Origin of the sequence: Corynebacterium lipophilum (assembly GCF_024102595.1) — a bacterium.
GTDB classification, from domain to species: Bacteria; Actinomycetota; Actinomycetes; order Mycobacteriales; family Mycobacteriaceae; genus Corynebacterium; species Corynebacterium pseudogenitalium.
This window is the reverse complement of record NZ_JAEUWV010000001.1, coordinates 362,426-380,246: the sequence shown is the minus strand read 5'-3', so window position 1 is coordinate 380,246 and position 17,821 is coordinate 362,426. Positions and strand designations below refer to the sequence as shown.

Sequence of the window (17,821 nt, the reverse complement as noted above, 5' to 3'; positions counted from 1 at the left end):
TTTCTACGTTTATGCAATGGAATAGCCATCCGGCTATTCCACCGCCGTAACCGTCCAAAAAGCCACTAGACATCCCGTCCAAAAACATCCTGGACTCCGTGTCCAAAAAGTCCCTAGACATCACAGCACTAGTTCCCGATTGCTACTACACCGCGTCGAATAGCTTCTATCGCGCGGTTCGCATTGTTGCGAATCTCATCGCTGTAGCCGACCTTCTTCACCTGTTCTAGCAGGTCGATCACCTGCCGGCACCATCGGACAAAGTCGCCCGCGGTCAGTTCCGCGCCAGATTCTGCCGCGGCTGCAAGCGCGTACCCAAGCGGTGCGCCGGCGGTCCATTGGTGCAACGCGAGTGAGAAATGTGGGTCTGGCATTCTGGTGAGTGGAAGATTGTGGCGCTGTTCATCGGAAACGAGTTCGCCGTACACACGCATCGTTTCATTCATTGCGTGGGCCATTGGCTCTGTAGCGGCCTCCGGGGAGCCTCCCGTGGTACGGCGGTTCTCAAACACGACCATCGAGGCGACACCGGCGAGCTCGGCGGGGTCCAACTCGTCCCAGATCCCGCGTTTTAGGCACTGCGCAACGAGGAGGTCCGAAACATTGTGCAGCTTTGCTAAACGCTCGCCCTCATCAGTGACTTGGAATTCGCCTTCCACGAGCTCCACGTAGTCGAGTTCTTGCAGGAGCCCGATCAAGCGCTCGAATGTTCTGCCAAGTGTGTCGGTGGCGTTGTCTACTTGTCTGCTCATCCGGTCAAGTGCGCGCTGCTCCCGGGCAAGCTTCTCGCCTACTCGGGCCAGCATTTCGCGGTCCGTGGCCGGCCATGAGTGGACGGGGTGCGCATGAAGTTGCTCGCGAAGTTTGGTGACGGATTTTGGAGTGCGATACCGGGCTTTCTCACGCAGTCGCTTTGGTGCATGCACCGGGGCGTGGCGAAGCTGGCTTGCGATCTTTTTCGCAAATTTGCGTGGTTGGTCCCGCGTATGCCGCGGAACTTTCATTCGTCCTACGACGAGCGGAGTGTTCTTGAAAAAATCAGCGTTGATGCGGCTCGACCAGCCGCGCTCGGTGGTGACCCAGGGGCGCGGATCGTCGTGTCTGCCGGCGGGCTGAACCACGACCGCGAGCTCCGGTTGACGTTTACCAGGAAGCGCGATGATCTCGCCGACTTCCAGTCGGGCCAGCACGCGAGCGACCTCGGTGTGCCGGTTGTCGAGCGCGTCTCTCCGTGCTTTCTTCTCCTCCACGCTGAGAGCATGTCGGATGTCCAAGTACTCCAACAGGTCCTCAATCGCGTGATCTGATGGTGGCGCGTACGAAGAGATATCGCGGGATAATTGGGCGCGAAGTCGAGCAACTTTGCCTTCCAACCGCTCTAGGTCCCTCACCTCGCCAACCACGGATCGGTCGGTTTGGAACTGAGCAAATGACTGCTCGATAAGTCGAATGGAGTCGTCGAAACCATTCATGGCAAGCATGTTGATAGCCATGTTGTAGCCGGGAGCAAACGGTGAAATGAGTGGATACGTTCTTGTCGACGCCAATCCAGCTACATACTGCGGGTCCATCGCTGGCGCCCACTGCACAACAGCGTTGCCGAGCACATCGATCCCTCGCCGACCGGCGCGCCCCGTGAGCTGGGTGTACTGCCCTGGTGTGAGGTCTACGTGGCCCTCGCCGTTGAACTTGACCAACTTCTCCAGCACGACGGTTCGGGCCGGCATGTTGATGCCCAGGGCCAGCGTTTCCGTCGCAAACACCACCCGGACGAGCCCTTCCACAAATAACTGCTCGACGATGTGCTTGAACGCGGGCAATAGCCCTGCGTGGTGCGAAGCGAACCCCCTCAGCCACGCGCTGCGAAGCTGCCGGTAGTTCAGTACTTTGAGATCCTCTTCCGGGATGCCTTCAACACCCGCGTCGATGATCTCGGCGGCACGTGCACGTTCCTCTTCTGTCGTGAGTTCCTTCCGCGAACGGAGGCATTGGTAGAGAGCGCCATCGCATCCCGCTCGAGAGAAGATGAACACAATTGCCGGAAGCATCTCTAGCCCATCGAGCACCTCGACAATTTCCGGCCGCCCAACCGGGCGGTAGCGGTCTTGTTGGCGCGTCCTCCCATGGCGACGTCCACTCGAGCGGGCACGGAACCCGCGACCTTCATGAAAGTCATCCGCGCCTTCTTCCGTCGTTCGAGACTCGATACGGGCGATCTGATGCGCCAAAGCCCTGTTAAGTTCGGGCTCGGAGGATGGGTTGGCAGGCTCGAACAATGGAAGGACCTTCTTGCCAACCATCATGTACTGACTCAACGGAACCGGACGTTCTTCGGAAACAATCACGGTCGTATCGCCACGAACAGTGTTGAGCCATTCACCGAACTCTTCCGAGTTCGACACAGTCGCCGAAAGCCCAACGATCTGGACGGAGTCGTCCAAGTTGAGGATGATCTCCTCCCAAACAGGTCCACGTTCCGGGTCTGCGAGGAAGTGGATTTCATCCATTACCACGTGGGTTAGTCGGTCCAGGCGAGGAGCTTCCGCGTACACCATGTTTCGGAGTACCTCTGTCGTCATCACGACGATGTCCGCCGAACCGTTGATGCTCACGTCGCCTGTCAGCAGTCCAACGGATTCTTCGCCGTATGCAGCGACGAAGTCGTGGTACTTCTGATTGCTCAGCGCCTTAATTGGTGTGGTGTAAAAGCACTTTGTGCCTCGCGAGAGCGCCAGCGCAACGGCGAACTCACCGACTACGGTTTTCCCGGATCCCGTCGGGGCGCAGACGAGCACGCCCCGATCGTCTTCGAGTGCCTGGCAAGCTTCAATTTGGAATGGGTCGAGCGGAAAATCCTTCGAGGCTTGAAACTGTGCGAGAAACGAGTCAGAGGAAGCGGACATGCCCCTACAGTACGTCGTTGAATGGATCCTCGGTAAACGTGTGCACGGGCTTTGGCTTCTCGACGGCCGCTACGTCACCAATCGGTGCTGCCTTTTCGATTGGCGAAGCTGCGTCGATAGGTCCTGAGGACTCGTCGTCGTCGAGGTCGAGCCAGTCCGGTCTGTTCCTGGCGTGGCGCTTGTCATTGATCCTGCAGAACTGGAATGCGCACTCGACGAGGAGTGTGATGGAGAGTGCCAGCGCGACCATCGAGAACGGGTCCTGGCCGGGTGTCATAAACGCCGCAAAGATAAAGATCCCAACGATGATGATCCGGCGCTTATCTTTTACCTGTTCATAACGAATGATGCCCGCGACGTTGAGCATCACGATGATGAGGGGGACTTCGAAGCTCACACCAAAGACGACGATGAGCCCGAGCAAAAAGTTATAGTAGCTTCCACCAGACAGCGCGCCAATCTGCACCTCGCTGCCCATCGTCATCAGGAAGTACAGGCCTTTGTCCAAAACAAAGTACGCAAGCATCGCCCCGGCCACGAAGAGCAGTACCGCAAGCGTCACAAACGTGAATGTGTACTGTTTTTCGTTCTTGTGGAGCCCCGGCGTGATGAATCGCCAAATTTGGGTCAGCCACACTGGTGATGCCATGACGAGCCCAGCGAGCGCGCCTACCTTCAGCCGCAGCATGAACATTTCGAAGGGGCCCGTCGCTAAGAGACGACAATTGCCATCACCTGTGAAGTCTGCTCGAAGCTCAGTCGGGAGGTTGCAGTACGGACCTCGAATGATTTCGCCGAGTGGGTACCAGTGAAAAGGCGCAGACTGATACCAAATGAATCCCACAACGGTGCCGACGCACACTGCGACGAGCGAGACGATGACGCGGCGTCGTAGCTCTTTCAGGTGTTCAACGAGCGTCATCTCGCCGGTAGCATTCTTTGGCTTCCGACGAAATCGACGACCTGCCTTTTGTGCAGGCGGAACTTGCTGTTGCCCCACTGAACTACGACCTCCAAGAATTCCTTAACAACAAACGCTACTGGCGGTGCTGGTTCTCAGGCGCGTCCCAAAAGCTTTGCTGAGCGTTAGGGCCTGTTTGCTGCTGTGGATTCGATGGAGGAGCGATTTCTTTAGGTTCCTGGCTCTGCGCAGGCTGCTGCGGAGTAGCTTGCGTCTCGTCGTCGTTGCGCAGCTCCTTGACTTCAGACTTGAAGATACGGGCGGAGCGACCCATCGAACGTGCCAAGTCGGGAAGCTTGTTTGCCCCGAACAATAACAGCACGATGGCCAAAATAATGAGGATTTCCATCCAACCTAAATTCGGCATTGGATTCCTTTCACACTGCTTGGGTAGAGTCCTCCGCTATTCTAATGCCTCTAAGCCGGAAAACGCACGACGGCGTGCCTCATCAGCCAGCTCTGGCGGACCGATGAGTTCGATGCGGTCTCCTTGGCTAAGGCAGAAACGGATAAGCCAGTCCGCGGACCCGTAGACCATGGTTGCCTCAATCCGTCCGTCATCATAGGCATCACCGATTTCGATTTCCCAGTAGTCCGCAAGCCATGTCGCATCGGAAGATACGAGTAGGTTAGCGATGTTTTCGGAGTCGAAGCCAAACGGGTCGGAGCCGTCAAACGTCTTGCCCACCGCAGAACGGTCGGCTGGAACTTCGGTCAACCGAGCTTCACGAATTCGGTCAGTTCGGAAGCTCTTCTCCTCTCCTCTATCCAGCGCCGTGAAATAGGTGTGACCACCTTGGTGAAAGAACCGAATACCGGTCAACTGGCGCTCACGAAGCGTATCGGAGGAAGGCGAAAAGTATGTCACCTGCACTTGAACGCCTTGCTGCAAACCACTTTGAAGTATCCCCAGGATGGATTCTTGATCGCTTTGCTCCCCATCCGCGTCAAGCACGGAGGTACTGCCAACTACAGCTCGCAACTTCTCTGCTGCAGAACTCAGCGCCGCTTGGTCGAGCAGGCCTGGCATGGTCTCGAATGAGTCGAGCAGTAGTAACAATGTGTTTGCCTCGGTTGGTGTGAGACGCAAGGGCCGACTCAAACCTTGGTCGTCAATGACGGTCACCTCGGTCCACGAATGTTTGAGATCAATCATCTCCCCGGGGCCATTGCCAACTCCCGACAAATGGAGCATCGCCAAGTCGCTTTTCACCTGTTCCGCGTCAGTTCCGATGTCCCGCGCTATTTCCATTGGTGAACGATCTGGGTGCTGCGACAGGTATGACAACAGGTTTAAAAGCCGTGCCAGACGCACCTGGCGTTCGACAGCAGTGTCTTGCTTCATGCTTCAACTCGTTCCTGTCCTCGAAGCTGTTTGCGCAAGAGCGCAGATACCTCTTCGTGGATATCGGGCGGCGTAATTGAGCGCACATGCGGAGCAAGGCTCGCGAGAGTGCGCACGAGCCAGTCGCGTTCGACCCCACTGACAGCTATCCGGTCCAGACCCGCTGCAGAGCCTTCTGAGCGCTCTCCTTGCAGCGATAGCTCCTCGCCTACACCAGCTGAAATTTCCACCACGGCATCGGCAAGCGGGCCACGAAGTACGTTCTGAAGTACGTCACGCGGGTCCTTGGTGGCGTCGTGAAACGATGTCTGATTCTTCGACTTCCTGATGTTGCTCACCTTCATCAGTCTGAAGACGCGCTCTTGGCCGCGATCGCAGTCCCAACCAACAAGGTAAGTCTTGTTATTGAGAGGTACGACGCTCCACGGGTCGAGCGTTCGGCGCTGGAGCGACGTACCTGGAGCTGGCTGAAAATCGAACGTCATGCGGGTCTTGGTGCGTGCGCAAGCCAAGGCCGCCTTGAGTACATCAGGGTCGAGGTTGATGATGTCGTTGTCGACGAACGCAATGGTTGGGCTATCAAACATCCTGGTAACGCCAGATGCCGCGATCTTTGTCCAACCGGATCGCGCAAACGCGCCTAGGCGTCCCGCCTGGCTGAGATCAACTACGAGACCAAGCGCCGTTGCCTCCTCAACAGTGAGGTTGAGCGGCTCGAGTTCATATTTATCGTGTTCGATCCATGCCTCGCCTGCTCGAGTTTCTGCGGGCACGCCAACACGGCGAAGGTCGTCGACGTCGCGCTTAATCAGTTTCTCCAGGGCCTCTGGAGTTCGATCAGCGTATCCGTCGACGTGCTTGGCAATCCACTGCTGTGTCCTCGGACGCGGTGACCCCAGTAACGCGAACGCCAAGTTCAGCTGCCGGGAAGTCATTACATCACTACGTGTCATGATGCTCCTGCTGATGGTTGTCCACGATGTATTGGATCAAGGCGTCGACGTCAGCGTTCTCGGTTTCGAAGGGATCGAGAAGCTTGAGCGTTCGAGGCTCTGGACGGTTTACTTTCAGGTGCACCCAGTCGACGTTGTGCTCCGCGTTGTAGTCCCGAGCAGCTGAGAGGAACCTGCCCCGCAGCGCGGCGCGAGTCGTGGCAGGAGGCTGCTCAGCAGCTATTCGAATGTCCGCGTCGGTAGTCCAACGCGCCGCGAGGCCTTTGCGTTGCAGCAGGTAGAACAGACCACGCTCCGGGTTGATGTCGTGATAGGTCAAATCAATCTGTGCCAATTTCGGATGTGACCAGTCCGTGTCTAGTTTTTCACGAACTTGCTCTAAGAGCTTGTGTTTGATCACCCAGTCGATCTCTGTGTCAACCGCAGAGAAATCCTGCGTCTCGATTGCAGTCAGCACTCTTTGCCATAGCTCCACTACCCGACCGAGTTCCTCGTTTGAGGTTCCCTCGTCTGGCCGTTGTGTCAGCCATTTTGTGGCGGCGTCAAGAATCTGTTGCTGCACCGCGAGTGCTGTAACAGTTGAACCATCTTTACAAGTAAGGAGCGTTTGGCCAGTCGGGTCGAGCGCAATCGCTCGAATATGCTTGATCGGATCTTCGAGCTCCACGTTCGGCATCGGGAAGCCAGCCTCGAGCATCTCAATGACCAGCTGCGTCGCGCCTACCTTGAGCGCGAACGTAGTTTCCGACATGTTGGAGTCACCGACGATGACGTGCATTCGGCGGAATCGATGAGAATCTCCGTGTGGCTCATCTCGAGTGTTAATAATGGGACGCGTGCGCGTGGTGGCAGATGAAACCCCTTCCCACACCTGGTCGGCGCGCTGGGACAGCACAAACTTGCCCTTATTGATCATTCCTGCGCCGCATATTAGCTGTCTCGTAATCAAAAAAGGCAGGAGCTGCTTGCTGAATGACTTCAGGACGATTGCTCGACTCACTAGATAATTCTCGTGTGCACCGTAAGAGTTGCCCTGTGAGTCGACGTTGTTCTTAAACAGGTACACCTGGGCCGGAGTCCCCTCCTGTGCAAGGGCTTCCTCTGCATGCAGCGCAAGCTGGTGGTAGAGCATCTCGCCAGCCTTGTCGTATTGCAAGAGCTGCATCAGTGAGTCGCACTCTGGCGTCGCGATTTCAGGGTGCGCACCTACGTCGAGATAGAGCCGAGAGCCATTCTGGGTGAAGATATTCGACGACCGATAGCGCGAAACTACCGGCCGGAACAAGTAGCGCGAAAGCTCTTCCGGGCCAAGGATGGATTGCCCATGTGCGTAGGCGGCGAGCCCAAACTCCGTCTCTACCCCCATGATTCGGCGCGCATACAGCGCAGGGTGTTCGGAACTCATTGGCCACCTTTTTGAACGAATGAGCGCACAAACTCCTCAGCGTTCGTGTCAAGCAAGGCATCAATCTCATCGAGTAAATCGTCAGTGCCTGTCACCTCGACCTGGGCTTGGGCGTTGCTGCCTTCTTCATTCTGCGGTTCCGGGGTGTCTCCTCCACCGAACATTTGTTGCTGCTTAGACATGCTTATACCCTAGCGCGTTTAGCAGCTCCGATGCCGTTGTAGCGCGGTTGATGATTTGGGCAGTTTGCTCATACGTCCAGCCATTGACATCGTCGAGCGGCACGCGGACCATTCGATCCTCAATCCTGAAAACGATGGACTGCCAACTCGATGCCGCGATCTCTTCCCCAAACTTTTCGGTTACCTTGCCACGGAAGTATGCGCGGGAGTTTCTCGGCGGGTTCTTTGCTGCGTGAGCAATCTCCTCATCGCCTACTAGCGTCCGTATCGATCCTTTTCGGACGAGTGCGTGATACAGCGATTTCGCAGGATCTATGTCAGCGTACTGGATGTCGATCATTTTCAACTTTGGGTCGTCCGCGGCTACTCCTCGGTCCATGAACGAGCGCACAAGCGCCCACTTGGCCGTCCAATCAAGGCGATCCGCGGTGCGCAGTGGGTCGACTGCGAGATCATCGAGCACTTCAGCCCAAAGAGCGAGCACTCGCTTATCGACGTCCCCTTCGTTTGGCAGCCCCTGCACCCGATCTCGGATTTCCCGGAGCACCTCGATTGCTGTGCAGCGCCTACCGTTGGCAAGAAGTAGTTTGTGTGTGCACGTTGGGTCGTGGGAGATGCGTTGCAGCTCAGCAACCGGGTCCTGGATGGTGAGGTCCGAGAAGTCCACTCCAACTTCGATTGCGTCGAGCACGAGTTTGGTCATGCCCATCTTCAAGAAGTTGGAGTACTGGCTCATGTTGGCGTCACCGATGATGACGTGGAGGCGTCGAAACTGTGTAGCGTCAGCGTGTGGTTCGTCGCGCGTGTTGATGATGCCTCGGTTCAGTGTCGTTTCGAGTGAGATTTCCTGCTCGAAGTAGTCTGCGCGCTGTGAAATCTGGAAACCGGCATATTCACTTTCGCGCCCGATGCCGACTCGTCCGGCGCCAATGATGACCTGCCGAGTGACGAAGAACGGCATGAGCCCCTCTACCACCGCTGCGAAGTCAGTGTGGCGTGAGTACTGGTAGTTTTCGTGACTGCCGTACGACTGGCCCTTGCCATCGACGTTGTTCTTGTAGAACTTAATGGGTGGGCATGGTGCAGCGCCGTCAAGCACCGAAATACCTTCGTCCCAGAGATCGCGGATGTCGTCCATGGACTGCCGCAAGTAGAGATCACCAGCGGCGTCGTACAGCATGGCGTCCCAGGCGTTATCAACTTCCGGGGAGGAGTATTCAGGATGGCCGTGGTCGACGTAATACCGAGCGCCGTTAGTAGTCACCACATTAGCCACGCCAATCGCGTTTGGGTCGACAACAGGAACCGTCCGATAGCGTTGGAGGTCGTATCCGCGAGTATCCTTCAGCGGGTGTTCCTCCGCGTAGTCCCATCGGCTTCGAGCACTCGTATGCATCGCAGCGTACGCCACGACGGCATGCGTCGAGGTTATGAGCGGGCTGAGCGTCGGGTCGCTCGGAGTCGTGATGCCATACTCAGTTTCTGTTCCCATGAAACGTCCCATGGCTCACGACTGTACCGCGACGCTACCTCCCGTGCTGGCATTTACCAGCCACGCTCAGCCAAGCGATGCGGCGCAGGCAGATCGCTGACGTTAATGCCAACCATTGCCTCGCCAAGGCCGCGTGAAGCTGCTGTGACTTCGGCGATGTCTTGCCAGTTGCGGGTTGCACGAACGACAGCTTCCGCGCGCTTCTCTGGATGCTCGGACTTAAAGATGCCCGAGCCGACGAAGACGCCGTCAGCGCCAAGCTGCATCATCAGAGCTGCGTCAGCCGGTGTTGCAACGCCACCAGCGGTGAACAGGGCAACGGGAAGCTCGCCGTGTTCAGCAACGTACTTCACCAGATCATATGGGGCTTGCAGCTCTTTCGCCGCGACGTAGAGCTCATCTGGGTTAGACGCTACCGTAGCCTGCAGCTGTGCGATTTGGGCTTTGATAGTGCGGATATGTTTCGTGGCCTCGGAGACATCACCAGTACCAGCCTCGCCTTTGGAACGAATCATGGACGCGCCTTCATTGATGCGGCGAAGTGCTTCACCCAAGTTTGTCGCACCGCACACGAAGGGGGTGTTGAACGCGTTCTTATCGATGTGGTTGACATAGTCAGCTGGGCTGAGCACCTCGGACTCATCGATGTAATCGATTTTGAGATGCTCCAAGATCGCGGCCTCGACCGTGTGTCCGATGCGGGCCTTTGCCATGACTGGGATTTCCACCGCGTCGAGGATCTCTTCGATGAGGTCGGGGTCGGACATACGCGCCACCCCTCCCTGGGCACGGATGTCTGCCGGGACTCGCTCAAGTGCCATGACGGCAACGGCGCCGGCATTCTCCGCAATCTTCGCCTGCTCTGCGGTCACGACGTCCATGATGACGCCGCCGCGCAAGCTGTTGGTCAACTCTGCATGTTTCGAAAAATCAGTCATGGGTTCCATCATGCGGTACGATCTGGACGATTACGAGGTCCAGTTTTATGGCAATATTTTGTACCAGTTGGTGAATATGTTCTTTCCAGTCTCGCGTAACGCATCACTTTCACTTCCTGCTCAAATCGCAGCGCAAATCCGAACCGCGGTTGCCGAAGGCACACTGCGACCCGGAGACACCATCGCATCTACCCGCGAGCTTGCTACCCAACTCGGCGTATCGCGTGGGACCGTGGTCAGCGCGTTCGATCAGCTCATCAGCGAAGGCTATCTGGATACCACGCAGGGAGCACCAACAAGGATTCATCCTGAGCTCCGAGTACCGAAGCAGTCGATACAACAGAGGCAAAGAGCATCCAACGAGGCGTCAACACCTGCAGTACTTTCGCTGGTCCCAACATCAGGTATCGACGGCATGATCCGGCCAGCAGCCTGGCACCGTGCATGGCGCGAAGCCTCATATTGCGTGCCGAAACAGGCCGACCCACAAGGCGAGCCGAAACTACGGACTGCAATCGCCGAGCACCTGCGAGTAGCTCGTGGGCTTCACGTTGCTCCGGAGGAGGTCATCGTCACCGGGGGGACCCGCGAAGGACTGCTGCTCACGCTGATGTCTATTGGCAACAGCGTCCGAGTTGGTGTTGAAACTTCGGAGTCCAGCGGGCTTCGTTCCGTGATCGCTCTCGCAGGCCATGCGACGGTGCCCTGCCAATGTGACGACGAAGGCGTCTTAGTCTCGCAGCTTCCGTGCGACATCGACGCACTGCTCATCACGCCAGCCCACGTGCCGCCGTTTGGCGGTGTCATGACAGTACGCCGACGCGTTGAGTTACTCGAATGGGCATCGGCAACGGGTACGTTGCTCATCGAGGATGACTTCAACACAGAACTGCGCTACCGAACCGCTCCCCAACCGACACTGAGCGCTCTACCGAACTCAGGCAGCGTGCTCACGCTCGGTACTTTCACAACGCTGCTGCACAAGCAGCTTTCCGCCGGCTACATCGTCACCACACCGGATACGTTTTCCTCGGTGCAAGAGACCCGGGAAGTGCTAGGAATGCCGGTATCGACAGTTACCCAACACGCGATCGCGCACCTACTGACTGATGGCACCGTCCGGAAAAGCACCAAGGCGTTTCACACTCGGCTTGCGAAGCGGCGTCGACAGGTAACCCCACTCCTCGAGCGTATTGCCGAAGCCAGTGGTGCGAGCAACGCCACCATGAGCAACACGAGTAGCGCTGACATTATCGTTGAGTTTTCTCATCAACGCGATCTGCAGCGCTTCAGGGAGCAGCTGAAACGCGTCGGCTGCGTTTGCGCGACCGGTGATTCAACTGGCGCTGGCGAAGACTGTTTTGCACTGCTCAGTTTCTCAACGCTGAGCGACCAAGACTTTGATGCCGCAACGCGCTCCCTCGCTGAGTTTCTAGGATGCTGACCTAGCGACGACCTCCACAGCGACCACCTGCTTGCCATGTCGACCGGCTAGGCGCGACCAAGTATCTGGGTCGGCAGTATTTGGCAGGTCCTCATTTTCCTGCTGCTCCGCGCGAACCGCCGCACGCAGGTGCTCCGCAGTAACGCCGGTATCTGACTCGCCGGAAATAGCGTCCTTGATAGCAAGCTTTTTGGCGCGGCTGACAATGTTCGCGATCATCGCACCAGAGACAAAGTCAGAGTAGTGCAACGTCTCCTCAGAGCCATCAATCAACCGGAGACGGACGAAAGGCCGCGGCGCGAACAACTCCTCGACGGCGATCTGTGCAAGCTCCTCGATAGGAGCTGCGTGAGGGACTTCAGGGCGTAAGTACCGGCCGAAGATATCGAGGGCCTCAGCTCTAGTCGGGCGTGAAATCCGCACCTTGATATCGAGGCGTCCAGGTCGGAGAATCGCAGGGTCAATGAGCTCTTCCCTATTCGTCGCGCCGATGACGATGACGTTCGAAATATCTTCTACGCCGTCAATCTCTGTGAGCAGCTGCGGCACAACTGTCGTTTCCATATCGGAGGACACCCCCGAACCGCGGGTACGGAAGATCGACTCCATCTCATCGAAGAAAATGATCACGGGGCGACCTTCCGAGGCGAGCTCCCTCGCACGCTCGAAAATCAGCCGGATTCTACGCTCGGTCTCTCCCACGAACTTATTCAGCAGCTCGGGGCCCTTCACGTTGATGAAGTGCGCCGACGCACCATGACCAAGCCGGTGCGCCAACGAATTCGCGACCGCTTTCGCAATCAGCGTCTTACCGCACCCGGGCGGGCCGTACAGTAGCAGGCCCTTCGGGGGCTTCAAGTCATACTGCTGGTAAAGGTGAGGGTGCGCGAACGGCAGCTCAACCGCATCGTGGATGAGCTCAATCTGTTCTTGGAGCCCGCCGATGTCCTCATACGTCACATCGGGTACTTCTTCGAGTGAAAGCTGGTTCACCTCGGTCTTTGCAATGCGCTCAAACGCGAACTGTGCGCGCACATCAGTAAGCAACGTGTCACCGGCACGGCTTTCACGTTGTAGCTCGTCTGTAAGCCGTACGACGTGCTCCGTTCCCTGGATGTCTTGCACAATAGCGCGACCGGCGTCCAGCTTTTCAACGAGCGTAGCTAGCTGGCCCACAGCAGGATATTGGCAGACCTCGAGTACCACGCTGCCATCGCCAAGCCTCACCAGCGACCCCGGCTTCACTCGGTCGATCGCGATCGTTGGCGCGACCTTGACACGCATGTGCCGACCGCTTGTAAAGACTTCAGCGTCTGTTCCATTGCCAGTGGACGCAAGGAACAGGCCGTACGTCGAAGCTGGGTCGCCGAGGGACTCGACCTGTTCGTAGAGCTCTTGCAGCTTGTCCCGACTGGTTTTGAGCATGTCCGCAAGCTGTGCATTGCGCGCGCGGAGCTGCTGGTTGTCGCGTGTGAGTACCTGGACTTCGGGCAAGCGTTCAGTCATACAAGGAATCTTAGCGACGTGCGCGCCGTTGCGGACGAGGTGGTGTCACTCCGTCTGCGAGTCGGCGCGTCCACACGAGAAATGCAGTGTGCGCGTTCATGCGGTGTTCTGGTCGAGTTGCCAGACCTTCGACCTTCCATTCACGCAGCAGGGTTTCCCATGCGCGAGGTTCCGTAAAGCACTTTGCCTCGCGGATGCCCTCCATAATGTTCATCAGCTGCGGGACTGTTGCCACGTACGTCATGAAAACGCCACCGGGGATCAACACATTCTTAACGGTGTCGATGAAGTGCCACGGCTCAACCATGTCCAAGATCACGCGGTCAACTGGTCCGCCAAGGTCCTCTTGAGTGACCTCACCGAAATCTCCCAGACGTGGTGTCCACCAATCAGGGCGACCATTGAAGTAGTCCTCTACGTTGTCTTTCGCGAACTTCAGATGATCATCGCGAATCTCGTAGGAAAACACATGGCCATCGGGCCCGACAGCACGCAAGAGCGACATCGTGAGAGCACCGGAACCTGCGCCGGCCTCCAACACGCGCGCACCCATAAAAATGTCACCCTCGACGAGAATCTGAGCGGCATCCTTTGGATAAATGACCGCGGCGCCGCGCGGCATGGATAACACGTGATCAACGAGAAGGTGCCTGAAACAGAGATAGTCCGCACCCAAGGTGGACTTCACCACCGAGCCTTCGTGCGCGCCGATGATGTCGTCGTGGCTGACAATCCCCTTATGTGAGTGAAACTGCCCTCCTTCAACGAGTTGGATGGTGAAGTGGCGACGCTTTGCGTCCGTGAGTTGGACTTTATCGCCAACGCGAAATGGACCTGAATACATGTTGTTCAGTATGCCTTACACTCGTGCGTCCGTGTAAAAGGCGTGGATCGCCTGTACAAACCACTTCATATCCTCTACCCCACACATTTCACGGGCGGAGTGCATCGAGAGCAACGGAACACCAACATCCACGGTAGGGATGCCAAGGCGAGTCGCGGCGATAGGTCCGATCGTCGAACCGCAAGGGACGTCGTTGTTTCCGACGAACACCTGGTTCGGCACACACGCCGCCTCGCAAGCGCGAAGCCACGTTGCCTCAGTTTCCGCGTCGGAGGCGTAGCGCTGATTTGCGTTCACCTTCAGGACAGGCCCGGCGTTCAGCAAGGGGCGGTGCGAAGGATCGTGCTTTGTTGCATAGTTCGGGTGCACCGCGTGAGCCGCGTCGGCTGAGATCATCGAAGACCTAGCGCAGAGGCTCAGGAAGTCATTGACCCCCAGCCCGGACGCGATTCGTCGTAGGAATCGCTCGAGTAGTGGGCCTGCTGCGCCCGTCGGTGAGTTTGAACCGACCTCTTCGTGGTTGAACGCGACGAGAACCAATACATCGGAATGTGTTGCCTCACGTTGGGCTTCAATCAGCGCTTCTAGGCTCGCCCACACGCTCGAAAGGTTGTCTAGCCTGCCTGCCATCAGCATGTCACCGATGACTGCACCTTCTTGCGTATCCACCGAGATCAGTTCATGTGCAACTACCTGCTCACCGTCGAGCCCGATCTGCTCACCGATGACTTCCAAGAGCGGACGATCCACGCCGAGCACCGGCTGCGTGTGTTGTTGGCGCTCAACAGGAGGCGTATCCGCTCGGTACAAGTGAATTGCGAGGTTCGGGACCCGAGCAATCGGACCAGTATTTACTAAATGGGTCTTCCCACTCGAGTCAACCACACGCCCCGCAAAGGCAAGGTCACGGTCGAACCAACTCTGCAAAATCGGCCCGCCGTAGACCTCAACCGCTACCTGATGTACCCCCTCTCCCTCAACGTCAGGCCTCGGCTTCACCATAAGCCCCGGGGAATCCGTATGTGACCCAACAACCCGAAATCGGCTGGTCTCGGAGTCAAACTCTTCGGGTATCCACCACGCTACGACTGCCCCTCCTTCGACGGCCACATGGCCACCCGGAGTTGTGGGAGATGCAGTGGAGCTGGCGTCGTCAAGAAATCCTTTGCCTACGAGCAACGAGCGAACTTGGTTAGCTGCGTGGAACGCGCTCGGGCTCGCACTAAGAAATCGAAGAAACGAATCAATCGATGTAGTCATACGTGCGAGTCTAGCTCGAGAGAAACCACTAGGATAGGACGAATATGAAAGCGAAACCGTTAGCCCTGTCCCCCTCGCGCGCGTCCGACTACCAGCAGTGCCCACTGCTCTACAGGCTGCGAGCGATCGACAAAATCGAAGAACCCAAAACTGAGCCCCAGGTCAAAGGCACCCTCGTGCATGCCGTCCTCGAGGAACTGTTTGGGATGGAACGCGAACAACGCACCTACCCTGCGGCGGTCAAACTCATCGTTCCCGCATGGCAGAAGATGTGCGAACAGGACCCCAGCGTTGCAGACCCCATCGAGGACGAACAACTGCTTTTTATCGACGCCCGCACGCTCCTACGCGGATATTTCCAGATGGAAAACCCACTTGGCTTTGACTCACACAAGCAAGAAATGTACGTCAATACTGTGCTGCCTAACGGTGTGCCCGTGCGAGGCTTCATCGACCGCGTTGACGTCGCGCCAACTGGTGAAATCAGGGTCGTTGACTACAAGACCGGCAAGAAACCACAGCCAAGGTTCTCACACGACGCGAAGTTCCAGATGCGCTTCTACGCACTGGTGTACTGGCGGCTTTTCAACGAAATACCTGATCAACTGCGGCTCATGTATCTCAAGGTGGCAGACTCACTCTTCCTTACCCCTTCAAGTGAAGAACTCGAGTACTTCGAGCGCGACCTCGGTGAACTTTGGGCCAAAATTACCCGTGACGGTGAAACCGGACAGTTCCGACCAAAACGTTCCAGGCTCTGTGATTGGTGTGCGTTTCAGGCGTACTGCCCGGAGTTCGGCGGGACGCCACCGCAGTACCTTGGGTGGCCGGGGTCCGCGGCGGATGTGGAGTAAACACCGCTACGGACCACTGCAGGCTAAAACTAGAATAGCCCCTTGATGTTGCCACTCGAATCGACATCAATGTTGTTGGCTGCTGGATTTTTCGGCAGGCCAGGCATCGTCATTACAGCACCAGTGAGTGCTAGTACGAATCCGGCACCCGTACGCGGAATGAGCTGACGCACATGCAGTGTGTGCCCCTCAGGCGCTCCGAGGCGAGAGGGGTCGTCGCTAAACGAGTACTGCGTTTTCGAGATACATACCGGTAGGGCATCTGCACCACTCGCACGCAAGTTCTCGAGGTCTTTCCGTGCCGCATCCGAGTACTGAACATCTGCCGCGCGGTATACCTCGCGGGCAATCGTCTCGATTGACTGCTCGACACCTTCCTCCGGGTTGTACAGCGACGACGAAGCACCTTCGACCAGATTGTCGAGGACCGTCTTTGCCAGCTTCTCGGCGCCTTTACCGCCTTTCGCCCATACCTCGGCCTCTTCCAGTGCAACACCGAAATCCTTCGCCCACTTTGCCATCCAAGCGCGCTCACGATCCGTGTCAGAAGTGAACAGATTGAGCGCCACGACAGGGCGGACACCAAATTTACGAAGGTTTTCGACGTGCCGCTCAAGGTTCACAATGCCCTTCGCCAGCGCATCCAGGTTTTCAGACTTGAGATCGGAGCGGTCAACACCACCGTTGTACTTGATAGAACGGATAGTGGCGACCACTACCGCGCCAGCCACGTCGAGGTCACCGTAATGTGACTTGATATCGAAGAACTTTTCCGCGCCGAGATCAGCCCCGAATCCTGCTTCCGTAAAGACGTAGTCAGCACACTTCTGTGCTGTCTTCGTGGCAATCAAGGTGTTGCAACCATGGGCAATGTTTGCAAACGGACCGCCATGGATAAATGCAGGAGTGCCACCCATGGTCTGCACAAGGTTCGGCTTCAATGCGTCTTTTAGCAGCGCTGTCATAGCCCCGGCTGCATTAAGCTCACCCGCAGTCACCGGCTTGCGATCGTAGGTAAAACCGACAGTGATTTGTGCCAGGCGTTCGTGGAGGTCGTCAAGGTCGTTCGCAAGACCGAGGATTGCCATAATTTCCGAAGCCGCAGTAATCGTAAATCCAGTCTCCGTCGGTACTCCGTGGGCTGGTCCCCCCAGACCAGTTACTACGTTTCGCAGGGAACGATCGTTGACGTCCAAGCACCGCTGCCACGTAATACGCCGCGGGTCGATATTCAACTCGTTGCCCTGGTGAATGTGGTTGTCGATCATCGCAGCCAACGTATTGTTCGCACTGGTAATCGCGTGGAAGTCCCCAGTGAAGTGGAGGTTAATGTTCTCCATCGGAACCACCTGCGAGTAGCCACCACCTGCCGCGCCGCCCTTCAAACCCATCACAGGGCCGAGCGACGGTTCACGGAGTGCAACGATGGCGTCTTTGCCAAGATTCGTGAACGCATCGGTAAGGCCAATCAGGGTAGTCGACTTCCCCTCCCCCGCTGGGGTTGGGGAAACACCTGTGACAAGAATGATCTTGCCTTGCTTATCGTCCTGGACAAGCGAGGGGTCGACCTTGGCCATGTACTTGCCATATGGAATCAGCGCATCTTCGGAAATACCGGCCTTGAACGCAATAGTGGAGATCGGTTCAAGCGTATGCGCTTGAGCGATCTCCACATCAGTTAGAACTTCGGACTTGGGGCTGTCGTGATGTTGTGTAGACATGCCCCTAGTTTAG

15 protein-coding genes are annotated in these 17,821 nt (G+C 57.1%); 2 read left to right on the top strand and 13 right to left on the bottom strand.

The genetic code is table 11. The features are described 5' to 3' along the window. Window positions 1-128: 128 nt before the first annotated feature. From JMN37_RS01830 to pdxS, 9 genes are all read right to left on the bottom strand, one after another. Entirely contained in the window at window positions 129-2,903 is a 2,775-nt protein-coding gene (locus JMN37_RS01830; RefSeq protein WP_252930892.1) for a DEAD/DEAH box helicase, read from the bottom strand. Window positions 2,904-2,907: 4 nt separating this feature from the next. Beyond that, a complete protein-coding gene (gene tatC, locus JMN37_RS01825; RefSeq protein ID WP_252930891.1) occupies window positions 2,908-3,825 on the bottom strand; it encodes a twin-arginine translocase subunit TatC in 918 nt (305 codons plus the stop codon). A 115-nt stretch (window positions 3,826-3,940) separates the two neighbouring features. Next, a complete protein-coding gene (tatA, locus tag JMN37_RS01820) occupies window positions 3,941-4,231 on the bottom strand; it encodes a Sec-independent protein translocase subunit TatA (protein WP_070362472.1) in 291 nt (96 codons plus the stop codon). Window positions 4,232-4,267: 36 nt separating this feature from the next. Beyond that, window positions 4,268-5,209, bottom strand: a complete 942-nt coding sequence (locus tag JMN37_RS01815) for a helix-turn-helix transcriptional regulator (RefSeq protein ID WP_252930890.1) — start codon at window positions 5,207-5,209, stop codon at window positions 4,268-4,270. Beyond that, window positions 5,206-6,162 carry a helix-turn-helix transcriptional regulator gene (locus tag JMN37_RS01810; protein WP_070477132.1) on the bottom strand — a complete coding sequence of 319 codons (957 nt, stop codon included), beginning with the start codon at window positions 6,160-6,162 and terminating at the stop codon, window positions 5,206-5,208. The genes JMN37_RS01815 and JMN37_RS01810 overlap by 4 nt, the downstream gene beginning before the upstream one ends. Next, a complete protein-coding gene (gene pafA, locus JMN37_RS01805) occupies window positions 6,152-7,567 on the bottom strand; it encodes a Pup--protein ligase (RefSeq protein ID WP_252930889.1) in 1,416 nt (471 codons plus the stop codon). The genes JMN37_RS01810 and pafA overlap by 11 nt, the downstream gene beginning before the upstream one ends. Next, a complete protein-coding gene (locus tag JMN37_RS01800) occupies window positions 7,564-7,749 on the bottom strand; it encodes a ubiquitin-like protein Pup (protein ID WP_252930888.1) in 186 nt (61 codons plus the stop codon). The genes pafA and JMN37_RS01800 overlap by 4 nt, the downstream gene beginning before the upstream one ends. Continuing rightward, a complete protein-coding gene (dop, locus tag JMN37_RS01795) occupies window positions 7,742-9,253 on the bottom strand; it encodes a depupylase/deamidase Dop (protein WP_252930887.1) in 1,512 nt (503 codons plus the stop codon). The genes JMN37_RS01800 and dop overlap by 8 nt, the downstream gene beginning before the upstream one ends. Window positions 9,254-9,294: 41 nt before the next feature. Beyond that, window positions 9,295-10,179 carry a pyridoxal 5'-phosphate synthase lyase subunit PdxS gene (gene pdxS, locus JMN37_RS01790; protein ID WP_369822168.1) on the bottom strand — a complete coding sequence of 295 codons (885 nt, stop codon included), beginning with the start codon at window positions 10,177-10,179 and terminating at the stop codon, window positions 9,295-9,297. A gap of 10 nt (window positions 10,180-10,189) precedes the next feature. Between pdxS and pdxR the strand changes: the two genes are divergently transcribed. Further along, a complete protein-coding gene (gene pdxR / locus JMN37_RS01785; RefSeq protein WP_252930886.1) occupies window positions 10,190-11,623 on the top strand; it encodes a MocR-like pyridoxine biosynthesis transcription factor PdxR in 1,434 nt (477 codons plus the stop codon). On the opposite strand, the gene arc is transcribed toward pdxR, so the two are convergent. Genes arc through JMN37_RS01770 form a run of 3 tightly spaced genes read right to left on the bottom strand, consistent with a single transcriptional unit; the run spans window position 11,612 to window position 15,233 of the window. Beyond that, window positions 11,612-13,129, bottom strand: a complete 1,518-nt coding sequence (arc, locus tag JMN37_RS01780) for a proteasome ATPase (RefSeq protein ID WP_071572623.1) — start codon at window positions 13,127-13,129, stop codon at window positions 11,612-11,614. The two genes, pdxR and arc, sit on opposite strands and share 12 nt — an antisense overlap. 10 nt (window positions 13,130-13,139) lie before the next feature. Further along, the gene (locus tag JMN37_RS01775; protein ID WP_070477125.1) at window positions 13,140-13,973 is read right to left on the bottom strand and encodes a tRNA (adenine-N1)-methyltransferase; all 834 of its coding nucleotides are present in this window, start codon (window positions 13,971-13,973) and stop codon (window positions 13,140-13,142) included. A gap of 15 nt (window positions 13,974-13,988) precedes the next feature. Beyond that, the gene (locus JMN37_RS01770; RefSeq protein ID WP_252930885.1) at window positions 13,989-15,233 is read right to left on the bottom strand and encodes a M18 family aminopeptidase; all 1,245 of its coding nucleotides are present in this window, start codon (window positions 15,231-15,233) and stop codon (window positions 13,989-13,991) included. A gap of 44 nt (window positions 15,234-15,277) precedes the next feature. On the opposite strand from JMN37_RS01770, the gene JMN37_RS01765 reads away from it, so the two are divergent. Beyond that, on the top strand, window positions 15,278-16,087 hold the full coding sequence (locus JMN37_RS01765) for a RecB family exonuclease (RefSeq protein WP_252930884.1): 810 nt from the start codon (window positions 15,278-15,280) through the stop codon (window positions 16,085-16,087). Between the two features lie 29 nt (window positions 16,088-16,116). On the opposite strand, the gene JMN37_RS01760 is transcribed toward JMN37_RS01765, so the two are convergent. After that, window positions 16,117-17,808, bottom strand: coding sequence for a formate--tetrahydrofolate ligase (locus JMN37_RS01760; protein ID WP_252930883.1), 1,692 nt, complete (start codon window positions 17,806-17,808; stop codon window positions 16,117-16,119). Window positions 17,809-17,821 lie beyond the last annotated feature (13 nt).